Origin of the sequence: Lysinibacillus sp. FSL L8-0312, from assembly GCF_038003285.1 — a bacterium.
GTDB lineage: Bacteria > Bacillota > Bacilli > Bacillales_A > Planococcaceae > Lysinibacillus > Lysinibacillus fusiformis_D.
Map to the genome: position 1 here is coordinate 121107 of NZ_JBBOOV010000001.1, position 16474 is coordinate 137580.

At 39.3% G+C, this 16474-nt stretch carries 13 protein-coding genes; 5 read left to right on the forward strand and 8 right to left on the reverse strand.

Annotated elements, in window-relative coordinates; translation table 11 throughout:
* Nucleotides 1–3 precede the first annotated feature (3 nt).
* The 3 genes from MHI22_RS00630 to MHI22_RS00640 form a co-directional block, all read right to left on the reverse strand.
* Nucleotides 4–3123, reverse strand: a complete 3120-nt coding sequence (locus tag MHI22_RS00630; protein WP_058845070.1) for a copper amine oxidase N-terminal domain-containing protein — start codon at nucleotides 3121–3123, stop codon at nucleotides 4–6.
* A gap of 415 nt (nucleotides 3124–3538) precedes the next feature.
* Nucleotides 3539–4882: a TldD/PmbA family protein gene (locus tag MHI22_RS00635; RefSeq protein WP_058845071.1), complete on the reverse strand. Its 1344-nt coding sequence runs from the start codon at nucleotides 4880–4882 to the stop codon at nucleotides 3539–3541.
* Nucleotides 4883–4885: 3 nt separating this feature from the next.
* A complete protein-coding gene (locus MHI22_RS00640; protein ID WP_340810798.1) occupies nucleotides 4886–6274 on the reverse strand; it encodes a TldD/PmbA family protein in 1389 nt (462 codons plus the stop codon).
* A 177-nt stretch (nucleotides 6275–6451) separates the two neighbouring features.
* Here MHI22_RS00640 and MHI22_RS00645 point away from each other — a divergent pair, with 177 nt between their 5' ends.
* The 4 genes from MHI22_RS00645 (at nucleotide 6452) to MHI22_RS00660 (ending at nucleotide 10394) form a co-directional block, all read left to right on the forward strand.
* A complete protein-coding gene (locus MHI22_RS00645; protein ID WP_036118524.1) occupies nucleotides 6452–6676 on the forward strand; it encodes a transcriptional regulator SplA domain-containing protein in 225 nt (74 codons plus the stop codon).
* Nucleotides 6677–6688: 12 nt separating this feature from the next.
* Nucleotides 6689–7717, forward strand: a complete 1029-nt coding sequence (gene splB, locus MHI22_RS00650) for a spore photoproduct lyase (RefSeq protein ID WP_101966315.1) — start codon at nucleotides 6689–6691, stop codon at nucleotides 7715–7717.
* A 411-nt stretch (nucleotides 7718–8128) separates the two neighbouring features.
* Nucleotides 8129–9064 carry an arginine deiminase family protein gene (locus tag MHI22_RS00655; protein ID WP_101966314.1) on the forward strand — a complete coding sequence of 312 codons (936 nt, stop codon included), beginning with the start codon at nucleotides 8129–8131 and terminating at the stop codon, nucleotides 9062–9064.
* Nucleotides 9065–9080: 16 nt separating this feature from the next.
* Nucleotides 9081–10394, forward strand: a complete 1314-nt coding sequence (locus MHI22_RS00660) for an amino acid permease (protein ID WP_340810799.1) — start codon at nucleotides 9081–9083, stop codon at nucleotides 10392–10394.
* Here MHI22_RS00660 and MHI22_RS00665 read toward each other — a convergent pair.
* Entirely contained in the window at nucleotides 10341–11147 is an 807-nt protein-coding gene (locus tag MHI22_RS00665; RefSeq protein ID WP_058845075.1) for a YqcI/YcgG family protein, read from the reverse strand. The two genes, MHI22_RS00660 and MHI22_RS00665, sit on opposite strands and share 54 nt — an antisense overlap.
* Nucleotides 11148–11594: 447 nt before the next feature.
* The gene (locus MHI22_RS00670; protein WP_036118507.1) at nucleotides 11595–12032 is read right to left on the reverse strand and encodes a MarR family winged helix-turn-helix transcriptional regulator; all 438 of its coding nucleotides are present in this window, start codon (nucleotides 12030–12032) and stop codon (nucleotides 11595–11597) included.
* Between the two features lie 120 nt (nucleotides 12033–12152).
* Between MHI22_RS00670 and MHI22_RS00675 the strand changes: the two genes are divergently transcribed.
* Nucleotides 12153–12740, forward strand: a complete 588-nt coding sequence (locus MHI22_RS00675; RefSeq protein ID WP_340810800.1) for an NAD(P)H-dependent oxidoreductase — start codon at nucleotides 12153–12155, stop codon at nucleotides 12738–12740.
* A 26-nt stretch (nucleotides 12741–12766) separates the two neighbouring features.
* Here MHI22_RS00675 and MHI22_RS00680 read toward each other — a convergent pair whose 3' ends face one another.
* From MHI22_RS00680 to MHI22_RS00690, 3 genes are read right to left on the reverse strand one after another with little or no spacing between them, the layout of a single operon-like run.
* Nucleotides 12767–13840, reverse strand: coding sequence for a sensor histidine kinase (locus tag MHI22_RS00680; protein WP_338653488.1), 1074 nt, complete (start codon nucleotides 13838–13840; stop codon nucleotides 12767–12769).
* Nucleotides 13837–14514, reverse strand: coding sequence for a response regulator transcription factor (locus tag MHI22_RS00685; protein WP_340810802.1), 678 nt, complete (start codon nucleotides 14512–14514; stop codon nucleotides 13837–13839). The genes MHI22_RS00680 and MHI22_RS00685 overlap by 4 nt, the downstream gene beginning before the upstream one ends.
* A gap of 14 nt (nucleotides 14515–14528) precedes the next feature.
* The gene (locus MHI22_RS00690) at nucleotides 14529–16286 is read right to left on the reverse strand and encodes an ABC transporter ATP-binding protein (RefSeq protein WP_058845078.1); all 1758 of its coding nucleotides are present in this window, start codon (nucleotides 16284–16286) and stop codon (nucleotides 14529–14531) included.
* Nucleotides 16287–16474 lie beyond the last annotated feature (188 nt).

Sequence of the window (16474 nt, forward strand, 5' to 3'; positions counted from 1 at the left end):
GTCCTATTGATTAATTGGAGTGTCTTGAGACGGCTCAACATTGATATTATCAGGTTTTGCCAGAAGCTGCACCGAATTAATAGACGAGTTTGATAGTATATAATTTCCATTTACCACAGCTAAAACCTTAGCAACGTATTCTGTGGAGGAAGTGAGTGGGTTACCAAATGCATCCAATTCTATGCTTAGATCTTGACTTACATTGGAGAGCCCATTTTGATAAATTCTAGTACTATTATCATTATTCATTGCATTACTTTCTTTGAAACCATCTGCTGCATCTTTAGGTAACATAAACACTCTATACTCCGTTACGTTTTGTCCGTTTTTGACATCGAAGCTAATTTTAATATCGGAATATTTATTTTTGTCCCCTTGAACACTCAGTTTCACATTCTCCACCGCTACAGGTGCTGAATGATCCACTAAAGTAATAGCAGAAGATGCGAACGATAAGTTATACATTGCCTTGGAATTTCCATTACCTATGGACAATATATACACGCGATATTCTTGGCCATTTGTTATAAGTTTTCCATCCGTATCTTTACTACCAGTTCCCAAACTCATACTATATTGGCCTTTATTTATATCTGTATAATCAGTGACTTTAAGAGCTGCGTTCACATCAAAGCCATTTGCTTTTGATGCGGGTACGACAAGAATACGGTAATTACCTATATTGGATTCATCAGAAGGCTTCGAGAATGATATTTGTAAATCTCGACCATCTCCATAATCCCCAATATCGCTTACATTAATATTACTTACCGCCTGAACAGCTTTACTTTTACTAAGTGTAATCACAGGCGAAGCAGAGGATAGGGCATAAGTATTTGGAGTATTTCCATTGGCTACAGTTAGTACATAGACGCGATAGCTAGTTCCTTCCGTAATAAAATTACCGCGCACATCCCTAACTCCATCCAACGTTCTAGTTGCAGCTATATTCCCACCTTTGCCTTCTGTAATGTAATAATTGCTACTATTGGCTTGTGAAAGATTAAAGCTGCTGTAATAAGCTGTAGGTACGATTAGAATTCGATAATGATTGACATTTGCTTCATTAGAGGGCTTCGTGAACGTTACTTGCACATCACGCCCATCTCCATTATCAGCTATATCCGCCACATTCAGATTGGTTACAGCTTGCACATTAAAATTCTTATTTAGCGTAATCGTAGACGTCGGTGCAGATAGTGCATTGCTTCCTATTCCATTCGCTACAGTTAAAACATAGATACGGTAGCTAGTACCTTCTTTGATCGTATTACCGCGCACATCCCGAGTATTTTCAGCTAACGCCTGCTCATATGTGGACTTTCCAGATTTGTAGACAGTCGTGTAATTGTTGCTGGATACATTATTTGCTTCCGTCAGACTGAAGTTATTGTAATAAGCTGTAGGTACAACTAGAATCCGATAGTGACTAATAATTGACTCATCTACGGCCTTATTGAAAGAAACAAAGAGGTCACGCCCGTTGCCATAATCACTTACATCGCTTGCATTGAGATTCGATACTGCACCCGCATTGCTGCTAAATAGCGTAATCGTATTGGAGGCTGAAGACAACACGTTATTCGCTGAGTTATTTGCTACAGCCATAACGAATACACGATAGCTAACTCCATTCTGAATGGGATAACCATCAGTATCTCTTGCCCCTGAAGAGAGCACCTGCGTAATATTGTAGCCTGTCTTGTTCACTTGTGTGTAATAAGTGTTAGATAAACTGTTCGCCTTCGTCAATGTAAAGTTCGAATAGTTGTTAGCTCTTACAACAAAAATTCGGTAAGCGTTGATATTAGATTCATTGGACACATTATTGAAGCTAACTCTCAGGTCTCGACCATCCCCAAAGTCATTGACATCACTCACTTGTGTAATAATCGGAGTAGACATTGTATTTTGACTAAGTGTTACTGATGATGAGGCAGACGACAGTTTATTGCCTACTGAATTCGTATTACTTACAGACAGAACGACCGCTGTATAAGGTACGTTATTTCTAATGAACTCACCAGAGGTATCACGTGCTGAGGAAGACAAAGTTCCTACCAACGTACTGCCGTTACTTCCCGATTTATTCACTGTTGTATAGTAGCTGCTTGATAAATTATTCGCAGTAGTAAGACTAAAATTGCTAGCATCCTTGGTTTTTACGATAAACACACGATAATTGGAAATATTGTTATCATTCTGCGGACGAGTGAAGCTAACTGAGACATCGCGTCCATCGCCAAAATCGTTAATATCGTTAATCTTTACATTTGTTACCTCTGTAACAGAAGACAAATTGGTTAAGGTCATCTTCGGAGAAGAAGTCGATAAAACGCTAGAATAAGAACCTTTCCCAACAGCAAGTATACGAACCACATAAGGCTGATCATTTCTAATGTAGTCTCCGTCCACATCTCGTGAATTCTGCGATAAATTGATGGTACGGTTCGAACTTGAAGTAGTTACCACTGTATAATTAGAAGGGGAGACTTTCAAGGCAGATGCTAAATTAAAGCTTTTTGAAGCCTTCACAACCATAATGCGATAATGATCGACGTATGATTCTGTAGACGATCTGGAAAAGCTAACCTCCATGTCACGTCCATCTCCCTGATCATTAACATCGCGAACGGATACATGGCTCGCAGGAGCAATACTGATATTGCCTGGAATGTTTGGATTGCTTGGAGTGTCAGATTGAATCGTTACGGTCTGATTTACTGAGTTCCAGTCAACATCCTGACCAAGCGCTTCACTAACGAAGCGGACTGGTACCATTGTTCTGCCTCTTAAAATTTGTGCTGGTACATCAAGCGTAACTGACTTGCCATTAATAGTAGCTACCTTCGATTTCATCTTGAGCACTACTGTTGTATCTTCTTTATACCCTGTTACCGTTTGATTCTTTGAATCCCAATTTACACTGGCACCTAATGCCTCAAAGATTGCTCTAAGTGGCAGCATAACACGCCCTTGAATCATCGCTGGCGGTTGATCGGTCTTCAATTGAACCCCGTCCACAGTAATTGTGATGGCTTTTGCCGCTTGTGCGGTTGCCGGTTGCAGCAATAGCGGTACAATAAGCATTGCTGCGAAAAATAAAGTCCATATTTTTTTCATAAATTCCACCCTTCTTCATGCCATATGACTGACGCAGCATGACAATTAATTTAACGTATCAAAGGGCTAAAAGTTTCATCCTTTTACCTCGTAAAGAAAATTTAACCATTTTAGGCTATATCGATGCTATTTTCTGATTCACTTACCGTAACAAAGATTGAGAATTTTGAGGGGAGGTGCCCAACTATTCGGTGCAGGAGGATCGGTTAATAACGAGGATTATACTTAGAGTCTTTACGAAACAAAGGAAGCAACTCCCTTGCCCATAGTCGTTTCCACTAAAGGTTGTGGATTCTATCATCAGTTTCATTTTGTCAACTGAATCAGAGGTGTTTGACGTGACTATAGATAAAAGAATTGCCGAGAAATATCATATACTATGGCTTGAACTATAGAAGGGTTTACTTTTTAGTTTTTATTCCACTGTCACTGAAAGTTCCTTGACAAGTAGCGAAGAGGAGCCATAGCCTTTTGGCAGGAAGTAAAGCTCAGAGCTAGCTTCTTTGATATCATTTAAGAACTCGAAAAAATTTCCGGCTATTGTCATTTGCTTAACAGGGGAGGCAATTTTTCCATTTTGAATATGAAACCCTTTTGCAGCGACTGAAAAATCACCCGTAACCGTATTCGTACCAGAGTGAAGCCCAGATAATTCAGTAATAAATACTCCGTTACTAACCGAGTGGATTAACTCATCAAGAGATTTCTCGCCAGTTGAAATATATAAAATTTGGGGCGCAATCGTTAACGTTCCTTTGTAAGAATCTTTATGGGCATGCCCTGTTGTTTCACAGTTATCCTTTTTAGCTGTTTTCCTGTTATGCAAAAGTGTTTGGAGTGTACCCTCTAAAATAATTTCCTGCTCTTTTGTTGCAACACCTTCACCATCAAAGTTTGCTCCAGACAATGCGGCAGGATGGAATGGCGTACTCAGCAATGTAACTGCTTCTGATGCCACTTTTTGTCCGACTTTTCCTTTTAATAGAGATTGATCTTTTTGAGCATTTTCAGCTGATAGTATTGGCATAAAAGTGTCTAATAAAGAGGCTGATGCATCAGAGCGGAAAACGATTGGATATTTTCCACCTGGAATCGATTTTTCACCTAAATTGGCAAGGGCTTCCTCAGCTGCTTCTTTTGCAATATCATCAACATGAAGAGAATGGAAATCACGTGTCATTTTCAAATAACGGCCTGTTTTCATTTCTTCACCCTCCTTTACAACTGTGGAGAGGAAAATCACTAAGCCGTTCTCTTTATGTGATAAGTCAAGATTTTTACTATTTACTAATGAACGTTCAGCTGTATATTCTTGCAGTAAACAATAATCAAGAGCAATGATGCGTGAATCGTATGCACGAATCTTTTCTTCGATGGAACGAAGAAGCTCTATTTTTTCTGGAATTCCGATAGTCTCTAATTCTTCATTGTAATATTCATAAGATGGGTATTCAGAGCTACCATCAAAAATAGCTATGCCCTCATCCTCATCAAGTATGTTTGCATTTGCTTTGGCGCTATTGATTAAAAAGGAAATCGAATCATCGTCTAACTTTTCCGTATAGGAATAGCCCACTTTTCCGTTGTAAAGTCCTCGTAGACTTAGACCTCCGTCTTCAGATATTTCGTAGCTATCAATCTCGCCCTTGTAGAGCGTGCATCCAATAGATTTATTTTGTTCATAATAAACCTCAGCTTCTATAAAGCCGGCTTCTAGCGCCTTGTCTAATAGTCTTTCTTGAAATTTAGCAATGTTCATCAATTATTCCCCCTTCGTTCCACCAACTGTTATTTCACTTACGCGTATCATTGGCTGACCTACATTGACAGGAAGGCTCCCGCTAAGTGAACCACACATACCTGCTCCATGGGCGAGATTATTACCTACTCGATCAACAAGCTGCAATGTTTTTGCGCCATTGCCTATGAGTGTCGCGCCACGTACAGGGCGTTCAATTTTTCCGTCTTTGATGATATAGGCCTCCATTACCGCAAAATTATAATCGCCAGTAGCAGGGGAAACTTGTCCACCTCCCATATATTTTGCATATATACCATACTCTGTCGATGAGATAATATCGGCTGGTGTCGATGTGCCTGGTGCGATATACGTATTTGTCATCCGTGATGTAGGATTAAATCGATAGGATTGTCGACGAGAAGAGCCTGTGGGCTGAGCATTCATGCGTCGAGCATTAAATTTATCGATTAAGTAGCCCTTTAAAATACCATTTTCAATTAAAACATTCTTCCTTGTTTTTTCTCCTTCATCATCAATATTTAGAGAGCCCCACTCGTTCGGTAGTGTGCCATCATCGATATATGTAACAATTTCAGGAGCAACTCTTTCACCGATACGATTGGCGAAGACCGAATTGTTTTTGGCAACAGCAGTTGCTTCTAAGCCATGTCCACAAGCCTCATGGAAAATGACACCACCAAATTCATTATCAATAATGACAGGGAATTTACCGCTTGGACATTCATCTGCGTGAAGCATTGTGACAGCGATACGTGCAGCTTCTCCTGCATAATGGTTAAGGTCTAGCTTTTCAATAAATTCAAAGCCTGCATGTGCACCTGGGCCATAGAATCCTGTTTGTACTTCAGTCCCTTCTGTAGCCGTCGCTTGCATACTAAGTCTACTGTGAACTCGCGTATCCTCTACAAATTTACCCTCTGAATTTGCGATCAGGACGTTTTGTTGCTCATCAAGATATCGAACTTTTACTTGGTGAATCCGAGGATCATAATGTCTTGCAATAGCGTCTGCTTGTCGCATGACCGCTGTTTTTCTTGTGTGCTCCACTGTATGAGGCATGTGGAGAATTTGATGAATAGGCGTGATGATCTCTTTGTGAAGAGGGTGAATGGTACCCGATCGACCACCTTTGATGGCTAGGGCTGCACGTTCTGCTGCTGCTAGTAAACCTTCCTCAGAAAAATCATTGGTGTAAGTATAGATGCTTTGAAGTCCTGAAAAAATACGGATGCCGATTCCAAAATCACGCCCAGAAATACTTTGTTCAATCTTGCCACTTTGTAAGACAAAGTCATTTACATATTTATCTTCAATAAAAATTTCAGAAAAATCCCCACCAGTTGCTAGCGCGGCTTCAAGTACATTTTCAATAATGGATTGTTTAATCATATATCTTCCTCCTTTTCTTGATTGTACCAAATAGTTAAAAAATTCTGTATTATACTATCTTCTCAGATTTGAAGTTATGGTCACATAAAATTATGTATAGTACTTAAAAAATTTTTTTATGACATATTTCTCTAACCATTTCACCACACTAACGGAAAGAAAGAGGAAGGTGAAGAAATGCAACAACCATATAATGTCGGTGATATCGTTTATATTTTTTATCGGAATCCTCATATTCAGGATGTAGCGAATATACAGGAAGCCGCAGTGGTTTATCATCCAGAGCAACCAGAGGAGCTGGCTCTATTTTTATTTGAAACATATTATCCAATTTCAAATGATATGTTAATTTTTTCAAGCGAGATGGCGGCTGAGCAAGCCTATCATCAGTATTTTCATTGAGGGAGGGCTACTATGATCAAACCGTTTATCCCTCAGCTCGTCTATTTTGAGCCTGATGCGCTCCAGTATCCATTAGGTCAGGAGCTAAAAGAAAAATTTGAACAAATGGGGATTGAAATTCGCTATACGACTTCGCACAATCAAGTAAGAAATCTTCCTGGCGACAATGATTTTCAAAAGTATCGAGTAGCGAAATCGACATTAGTAGTAGGCATTCGAAAAACGTTAAAGTTTGATACATCTAAGCCCTCAGCAGAGTATGCGATTCCGTTTGCAACAGGCTGCATGGGGCATTGTCATTATTGTTATTTACAAACAACAATGGGCAGCAAACCTTATATTCGTACGTATGTGAATGTTGATGAAATTTTAGAGCAAGCAGATCTTTATATGGCAGGACGAGCTCCTGATATCACACGTTTTGAGGCATCCTGTACTTCAGATATTGTAGGGATTGATCATTTAACACATACGTTGAAGCGCGCTATTGAACATTTTGGACAAAGTGAGTTAGGCCAATTACGATTTGTGACGAAGTTCCATCACGTAGATCACCTATTGGATGCCAAACATAATGGTAAAACGAGGTTCCGCTTTAGCGTCAATGCCGATTATGTCATTAAACATTTTGAGCCAGGAACATCACCATTAGTGAAGCGTATAGAGGCTGCGGGGAAAGTGGCAAGGGCTGGATATCCGCTTGGATTTATTGTTGCCCCAATCTATCTTCATGAGGGCTGGCAGGAGGGTTACTATGAGATGTTTGAGCGTTTGGATGCGGAATTGCCAAAGGATGTACGTGACGACATCACATTTGAGTTTATTCAACATCGTTTTACAAAGCCTGCCAAACGCGTAATTGAAAAAAATTATCCCATGACGAAGCTAGAACTTGACGAAACAGTGAGAAGGTATAAATGGGGGAAATATGGGATTGGTAAATATATTTATCAAAAAGAAGAAGAGGAAGATATAAAGGAACACTTGTATGGCTATATGCAAAAATTCTTCCCTCAAGCAAAATTAGAATATTTCACATGACAATAAGAGGGAACAATGTGTTCTCTCTAACTTATTATTTGTGTATGTTAAATCATCTGATAAATCCAATAATGAAAAAATACCACATTGTCTCTGATTCACGGTAATTAATGACTAAATCATTTGTAGTATTCTTGTAAACTAAACGGCAGTTACAGAGTAAAGTTCATCGCCATTAGATAGTAATCAGGTCCAGAAAAAATAAAGATTAACTGTAAATCTGTGATGGCTAGTCCTGTTTCTTCTGGCCTCTCTCCTTTGTTAAGCTATCCATTAATTCCATCAAGTCACCTGGAAGCCCCAACCACTATATGAATTTATTTAGAAAATTCTTCTTATTTATTGTGCTTGTATAATCCAAATGTCAATGGTAACGCTAACGGAGATCGAATAAGAAGGGGAGAGTACTGGATGGATTCATTTCAAGTAAATTGTTGGTCTGAATATGACGAACTGAAGGTTGTGATGCTTTGTGCACCTTCGATAGTAGATGTAACAGATAGCACAATAGCGGAGCAGGTTGGATGGAGTGATACAGTCAACCATAATAAGGCGATGGACAATTTCATAGCACTCAAAACTATTTTAGAAAACGCTGGAGTAAAGGTTCTAGATTATGCAAATGAGCTAGCCCATGAGCAGCAATTGTTAAGTGAACAGCTTATAAATCGTTATTTTGTGCGTGATCTTGCCTGTGTCATTGGTAATCGACTTTTACCTGGAAGGGCTGAGAGCTCATTAAGGAGACCAGAATATCCTCTAGCCCATGCTCTTTTAGAGAAATGGTTTCCTCAACAATTTACGGCACAATCGCAAGCACTTCATTCATTTGAGTGTGGTGATCTGTTGATTTTAAACAAGGATGCTGTGCTCATTAATCTCGGAATGAGAACGACATTAGAGGCCATCGACAAGATAAAAGAAAGCATTTTTCAAGAGGGATTTTCGGAAATTGCTGTTATTGATTTACCGAAAAGTAATGACACACTGCATTTAGATATGAATTGTAATGTTGTGAACGTTAATTTGGTCATCGCTAAAAGCTTTGTGCGCCTTTTTCCAGTACAGGTATTGACAGCACAAAGCAGCCGTTTCGACATGATTGAGCCATTTTTAAAGCGTCATGGTTTTGATGTTTACTGGCGTGATACCTATAAGACAATACCAGATATTAATTTCATCAACCTTAATCCAGAAACACTATTGATTAGCAAGCAGGCGACGAAACAGCAATTCTTGGCGCATCCGCTTCTAAAGAAAAAGAACGTGCTTGAAGTCGACGTCACAGAGCTTGAAAAGGGTGGCGGTGGCATTCGTTGTATGACATTGCCATTAGTAAGAACGTAACGAAGGACTGATAAACATGACTTCTACTTCAAATAAAGGAAGGTTGTCTTGGTGGCAACTTTCGCTTCTCGGTATCGGTTGTACACTGGGAACAGGCTTTTTTCTTGGGACAAGTATGGCCATCCATAAAAGTGGATCGGCTGTGCTCATTCCTTTTTTGTTAGCAGCTATATGTACGTATATTGTGTATGAGGCACTTGTCAAAATGTCTGTGGAAAACCCTGATAAAGGCTCCTTCCGTACTTATGCCAAGCAGGCTTTTGGGCGATGGGCAGGATTTAGTAATGGCTGGGTGTACTTAATTTCCGAGCTATTAATCATGGGTAGCCAGCTGATGGCACTCGGTATATTTACGAAGTTTTGGTTCCCAGCGTTGCCACTCTGGGTTGCTGCATCGATTTATGCTGTCCTTGGCTTAGTCGTCATTCTTACTGGCATGAAGGGCTTTGAAAACTTTCAAAATATTTTCGGGGCATTAAAAGCCGCTGCGATTGTCATGTTTATTATCGTAGCGATCATCATCATCATAAGAGCTACACAATCAGCTCCAATCGAATCATTACAGTCAAATTATGAAGGATTTTTCTCACAAGGAATCAAAGGAATTTGGCTTGGCCTGCTCTATGCATTTTATGCCTATGGTGGAATTGAGGTGATGGGTTTAATGGTCATCGATTTAAAAAATCCAAAAGAGGCGCCAAAAGCAGGGAGAATTATGCTCATTGTCATTACTATTATTTTTATCATGGCTATTGCGCTTGCGTTGGCACTTGTTTTCTGGAAAGACTTTTCGATAGATGAAAGTCCTTTTATTACAGCGCTTCAAGGTTATCATATCCCTTTTGTGGCAGATATTTTTAACGGTGTTTTAATCATTGCTGGTTTTTCAACAATGGTTGCTTCGCTTTACGCGGTCATAACCATTCTCACTACACTTGCCGAGGATCATGATGCGCCTGCCATCTTAGCAAAAAAGGGGAAGATGAAAATTCCTTTTCCTGCCTTTTTATTTTTAACAAGTGGCTTAGTAATTACGATTGTCATTGGTTTTTTGATGCCCGAAAAAATCTTTGAATATTTGATAACGGCAGCAGGTTTAATGTTGATCTATAATTGGCTCTTTATTTTAATAACATATAGAAAGCTAATGGAGCTATCGAGGTGGGAGCAAATTAAGAACAGTCTTGGCATGTTGCTTATTGCTGTAACCGTGTCTGGTACTTTAGGCGAAAAAACGAGCAGACTCGGTTTTTGCGTGAGCCTGCTCTTTATTGTCCTAATCGGTGTGGCGACCTGGATCGTTGTGAAAAGGCAAAAAAACATTGCGTAATGTCCTATTTTCCTGTGACATCCGTAAAAAAGGGCATTCGGATGGACTATGATTGTCATCACTTAAAAAATATTGCTTCCATTCATAGCTATCCTCTTGACCATACCATTTTAAATCTGGATGCCCTGGAATCTCGTCATATTCTGCGATGCGCTGGCGGATAAGTTTTTTGATTTTTCGTCCAAATGCAGTAGCGTCGTTTATATCGTCAAATATCCAACGTGGCTGAATAGCCATTAGCAAAGTAGAAAAGTGACGACTCTTCCGCAATTGATGAGCTGGTGTTGCACAAGAAATAAAATAGGGTTCTCCATTAAAGCAAAACTCCCATTCATGATGGTCTGGATTTGTCGGTATTGCCTCAGGCCAATCCAACTCATCCATATTGGTTAAAATGTTTAAGATGGACCAAAATAATTGCTGGTAATCCGCCACCTTATAGCTATCAAGCATATCATGAGGGGTATGGAAGAACACCGTGAGCGTTGTATATTTTCCAAAAGATCTTGCTGTGTTCCCATATTCCTTTAAGCATTCAGCTAACATCTGAATCGATTGCTCCTCCCGTGGATCCCCTATAAAGCTATAGCGTAAATGGTTCGATAAAAACCCCATTCTGGCTGGTACACAAGGAAACGTATTCCCTTCATCGGCAATTGTGGCAGCAAAGTCAGTATAGGCTGACTGTTGCCACAACGGCAATGTCTCCAAATGTTCCTCAATCCACTTCCGATCAAACACGACTACTTCCACTGGAAACTCCTCCTTTTACTCACATTTATTCTATTAAAGAAAAAGCAAATGGGTTACGACTCTGTGCAGTGTGCAAGGATGTTCTTTTTAAGGAGATTTTTAAAGATTTAAGGTAAATCATCAATAGTCAATTTTTAGTTAAGGGATTGCTTTGATTAAGGGAATAGCTAAAAATCATCGTTTTTTGCAGAGGTTTGGGCTGTTGCGAGCGCTTCGGGCAAAGGAAAGAACGGTTTTAAAGCAAAAGAGAGCACTTCGAGCAAAGATATGAGTGGAATTGAGCCAAAAGAGAGCACCTCGAGTAAAGGGATGAGCGGTGTTGAGTCCAGGGTGAGCGCTTCGAGTCAAGGAATGGGCGGTATTGAGCCAAGAGAGCGCTTAAATCAACGTTAAGAGCGACTTTAACCTCAGAAAGAGTGATTCAAGCCGCTAACACACAATCGAGGCTTAGTCTTTTTGTTGAAAGACCTTTTGCTCAAGGATGGTTAGGGCATGCTGGATGTCCTTTAAATCATCCGATGTGGCATGCTGAATAAGCGCTAAAAAGCGTTCCTCAATACAGGCGAATGCCTCTGCCATCATTTTTTCACCTTCGGGTGACAGGCGTACATATTGCTTTCTTCGATCCTCTGTGTCGCTAAATTTTTCAATTAATTGGCGTTCTTGTAGTTTTCGTAATTCACGGCTTGTATTCGGTAAGGACATGTGCTGACATTCACTGATTTCGGTTGGTGTGACAGGTTGGCTTACTTTAATATATTCAAGAATTTTATAGTGAAGCGGTGTGATATTAGCTGTGGTTACATTTTGTGTGAGATCATGTGTCACTTGATGGATTGTGGCTGTGAATGATACAAACTGATGAAATAAAGTGCTTTTATTCAATGGGATCACCTCTACTGACAAGATAACAAATAACTTGTCCTAAAACAATTATCATTTGACAACTAAAAAGGGATGGTTTATTATTTTATTATCAAATGATAAGTAATTGGAGGGCACATGATGAAAACGTTAATTATTTATACATATCCAAATCATAAAAGTTTAAATTATGCTTTTTTACAGGAAGTATTAAAGGGTTGTCAAGAGAATCCTACCATCGAAGAAATACAGATACTAGATTTATATGAAGAGGAATTTGATCCACGTTTAATTTTCCATGAGCATAAACGACGTCGTGATATGTATCAGGATCCGAAATTGGAAAAATATCGACAACAGCTTTCCTGGGCGGATCAGCTTGTATTTGTTTATCCGATTTGGTGGGGAAGACCGCCAGCAATGTTGTTAGGTTATATTGATCAATTGTTTGCAGCTAACTTTGCTTATCGGGATACAAAGGGGTTATTTCCAGAGGGACTTTTAAAAGGGAAGTCGGTTGTTTGTGTGTCGACGATGAAGGGACCAACCAATTATCCGTTTTTATGGTTGAATAATGCGCATAAAATTTTAATGAAGAGAGCATTGTTTAAGTTTGTTGGGATGAAAAAAGTAAAGTTTTTTGAGTTTGGAAATATGGAAAGTAAAAAGGGGAAACAGCAGCAAAAATTGGATAAAGTATATCACTATTTTAGAAAAGTTGCTTACTAGTTAAAAATAACTCGTGCAGACCGCTTTTAGTCGTTTGCACGAGCTGATGTACTATCGATGGGCACTGTAACCAAAAAGCTTGTAAATTCAGCGAGCTTGCTCTCCACAGCAATAGTTCCATGGTGCATATCAATAATTTTTTTGACAATGGCTAATCCTAAGCCACTGCCACCATTAGCCGATGTTCGTGATTGATCAGCCTTATAAAACCTTTCAAAAATATGCATTTGTTGTTCTTCTGTTAGACCAATGCCAGTATCTTGAATAATGACAGTGATCGAATCTAACTGCTTCTTCATAGACAACGTGATGGTCCCTTTAGCAGGTGTAAATTTAATGCTATTCGTCAGCAAATTCATCCAGACTTGATTCATTAAATCCTCATCTGCTGTGATGCTTATATTGTCAAGATGGAGGTCAAAGTCAAGCTGTTTGGCTAGCCAATTCGGTTCAAGAGCTAGGACAACAGTGCGTAATTGTTTATCAAGCCGATAATTTTTAGGTTCAAAGGGATGGTGATGTGATTCTAAGGATGTTAGTTTGAGTAAATTATCACTGATTTTTGATAAACGATTACTTTCCAATTCAATAATGTCTAAATAATGCTGACGCTTTTCTTCGGGCAAATTAATATTTTTAAGTGCCTTCGCAAAGCCATTAATAGACGTTAAAGGTGACTGAATTTCATGAGAGACGTTTGAAATGAACTCTTGACGCATTCTTTCAAGTTCACCTAATTCAACGGCCATATGATTGATGCCATGGATTAATTGCCCAAATTGGTCTTTTTCATCTGCTTTCAAGTCTAACTGGACATCAAAATCACCTTTTGCCATGCGACTTAATGCATCAACGATTTTATCCCAGTAGTTACGTTGTCGGTTCAGTCCAATTAAAAAGATAATTGCTGCAGAACAGGCAAAGAGTACAAATACACCAATTACCGTGCCTAATTGTAGCCAGAAACCATGGGGCTCTGTCCCTAATCGAGCATACAGCCAAGTGGTTGCGTGATAGGCAATAAAAGCAAATACAGTATTGGCAATAAGGAACAGGCAAAAGACCATTGCCAATCTTACAAGGAATCTTCGTTTTCTCATAACATTAATTCCAAACGATAGCCAAGACCACGAATAGTGCGAATGACAAAGCCACTCAGCTCTTGTGGAAAACGCTCGCGTATTCTTTTAATATGAACATCTATTGTTCGCTCATCTCCCTCATAGTCATAGCCCCATATTTCTTCAATTAATTGTTCTCTTGAAAAGGTTTTACCAACATAACTGGCTAGGGTAAATAAAAGCTCGAACTCCTTTAAGCGAAGTAGAATAGTCTGTCCATCCATATCTACTTCATGTGTATGGCGATTGAGTTTGACATTACCAGCCTCGACAACCTGAGAGAGAGAAATGCGATATCTTTTTAAAATCGATTTTACACGCACGATTAGCTCGGCTGGCTCGAATGGCTTCACGAGATAATCATCTGTCCCTAAATGAAAGCCTTTGACCTTTTGAGAAGTTTCGCCCTTCGCTGTCAGCATCAGGATAGGGAGGTCTGTATCGAATGAACGTATTTCCTCACATAATGCCCAGCCATCCATATTGGGCATCATAATATCCATTATGACCATATCCACTTTTTCAGTGGCTAATTGGGACAGTGCATCCACACCGTCCATAGCCTCGATCACCTCTAAGCCTTCATTTTGTAGAAAGACTTTTACTAATTCTCGAATATGTGCATCATCATCCACCACTAATAGTTTTGTCATCTCAACAAACCCCTTTATTCATCCTCTTTAATACGTAATTGTTGCATCGCAAACTCACGGTACATAGCATGTGTTTCAAAGAGCGTTTCGTGTGTACCACATCCTGTAATATGCCCTTTCTCAATAAATAGTATTTGATCGGCATCTACTACTGTTGATAGACGGTGCGCAATAACCAATGTTGTGCGACCTTCCATTAAGTTGTCTAATGCTTTTTGTACATAAATTTCTGACTTACTATCTAAACTCGATGTTGCTTCATCTAACATTAATATTTGTGGATTACGTAAAAGCGCTCTTGCAATAGAGATACGTTGACGCTGTCCTCCTGAAAGCTTAATGCCTCGTTCTCCAACTTCTGTATCAAACTTATCTGGCAGCTCGTTAATAAATTGATCGGCATAGGCCATTTTGGCTACCTTTTCTAGCTCATCATCTTGCACATCTCGCTCAATACCATAGCAAATATTTTCTCGAATCGTTCCTGATAATAGGGCACTTTCCTGCGCCACATAGCCAATTTGACTGCGCCAAGAATGGAGTGAGAATGTTTCTATTGGTATATCTCCTAGCGTAATACTACCGCTCGTCGGCTGATAATATCTTTCTAACAGTGAAAATGTAGTTGTTTTACCACCACCACTTGGCCCGACGATGGCTGTTACTTTGCCTGGTTCAATCGTGAAGTTTATATCAGATAAAATAGGTTCTTCCCCATAAGAGAAATCGACATTTTTAACATAAATGGGTTGATTTACTTTTTCAACTGTTAAGCCTTCTTCAATATGTTCCTCTTCATGTTCAAGCAATGCACTAATACGTTCTGTTGCACCCATTGCTTTTTGCAGTTGAGTAAAGAACATTGTCAATTGCGTCATTGGCATAATGATTTGGATTAAATATAAAATAAATGCCACCATATCGCCAGCCGTCAGCTCCCCAGAGGAAACACGGACACCGCCATAGCCAATAATAGCTACAAGCACAGACATCAGCACAAATGAAATAAGCGGTGAAATCAATGCATGGATTTTTGCTTCTTTTAAGCCAAATGTAAAGAGATTAGAAATACCTTTTTTTCCACGCGCATATTCAATTTGTTCAGCATTGGAAGCCTTGACTAGACGTGTTTCGGGTAAAACTTGATTCAATACAGACGTAAATTTCGCTGTCTCATCTTGCATACCTTTTGAAATGACAAACATGCGTCGACCAAGCAACATTAAAATGACCATTGCCAGTGGTACAGCAATCAGCATCACTAACGTCATTTTCCAATCTAAAAATAACAGAATGATGATCGAACCAATAATCGAAATAACACCAGATAAACAATTTGCTAAATGCTCTGTAATCAGTTCTTTCACAACAGCTGTGTCATTTGTAACACGGCTCAAGGTTTCCCCTGTATCATGTTCATCATAATAGGGGATTGGTAAGTGTAGCAGTTTTCTCCATAATTGATCGCGTAATTTTGCTACAACATGATGACCAACTCGATTTAAATAGTAAATAGATAAGCCACTCGCAACAGCTTGTGCGATAAAGGCAATACCTAGCACAATGATTTGCCAATAATTAAGTGATTCTAAAGAAAAGCCATCCACTAATTGTTTTGTAAATAATGGAACAATAAAACCTACACCCGTTGTCGCTAAACTCATCACTAAAGCGATGACGAGTAGCCAAATCGGCGGCTCAGCCCGTTTTATTAATTGTATAAAGCGTCGCCAATCTTTTTGTTTTGTCGTATCTTTTGATGTCTCTTGCAAAGAAATAAGCCTCCTTCATTGTTCGAAAACAATGTTTTTCGTTTCTATGGCTTTACTATAGCATGCGATTATGAACTGAATATGAAATGAATCGTCATTAAAAAAGGTGATGTCACCATCATCTTTTGCTATTAGTCTGCGCATTCATCATGGTAGCAAGACTTCCCAAGCAAGCGATAGGTTCTAAG

Bases quoted from the DNA above. Each gene is read 5' to 3' on its own strand.
- MHI22_RS00645 (WP_036118524.1), top strand. From the start codon at position 6,452: ATGCAACAACCATATAATGTCGGTGATATCGTTTATATTTTTTATCGG.
- MHI22_RS00640 (WP_340810798.1), bottom strand. From the start codon at position 6,274: ATGATTAAACAATCCATTATTGAAAATGTACTTGAAGCCGCGCTAGCA.
- MHI22_RS00675 (WP_340810800.1), top strand. From the start codon at position 12,153: ATGAAAACGTTAATTATTTATACATATCCAAATCATAAAAGTTTAAAT.
- MHI22_RS00655 (WP_101966314.1), top strand. From the start codon at position 8,129: ATGGATTCATTTCAAGTAAATTGTTGGTCTGAATATGACGAACTGAAG.
- MHI22_RS00685 (WP_340810802.1), bottom strand. From the start codon at position 14,514: ATGACAAAACTATTAGTGGTGGATGATGATGCACATATTCGAGAATTA.
- MHI22_RS00680 (WP_338653488.1), bottom strand. From the start codon at position 13,840: ATGAGAAAACGAAGATTCCTTGTAAGATTGGCAATGGTCTTTTGCCTG.
- MHI22_RS00660 (WP_340810799.1), top strand. From the start codon at position 9,081: ATGACTTCTACTTCAAATAAAGGAAGGTTGTCTTGGTGGCAACTTTCG.
- MHI22_RS00635 (WP_058845071.1), bottom strand. From the start codon at position 4,882: ATGAACATTGCTAAATTTCAAGAAAGACTATTAGACAAGGCGCTAGAA.
- MHI22_RS00630 (WP_058845070.1), bottom strand. From the start codon at position 3,123: ATGAAAAAAATATGGACTTTATTTTTCGCAGCAATGCTTATTGTACCG.
- splB (WP_101966315.1), top strand. From the start codon at position 6,689: ATGATCAAACCGTTTATCCCTCAGCTCGTCTATTTTGAGCCTGATGCG.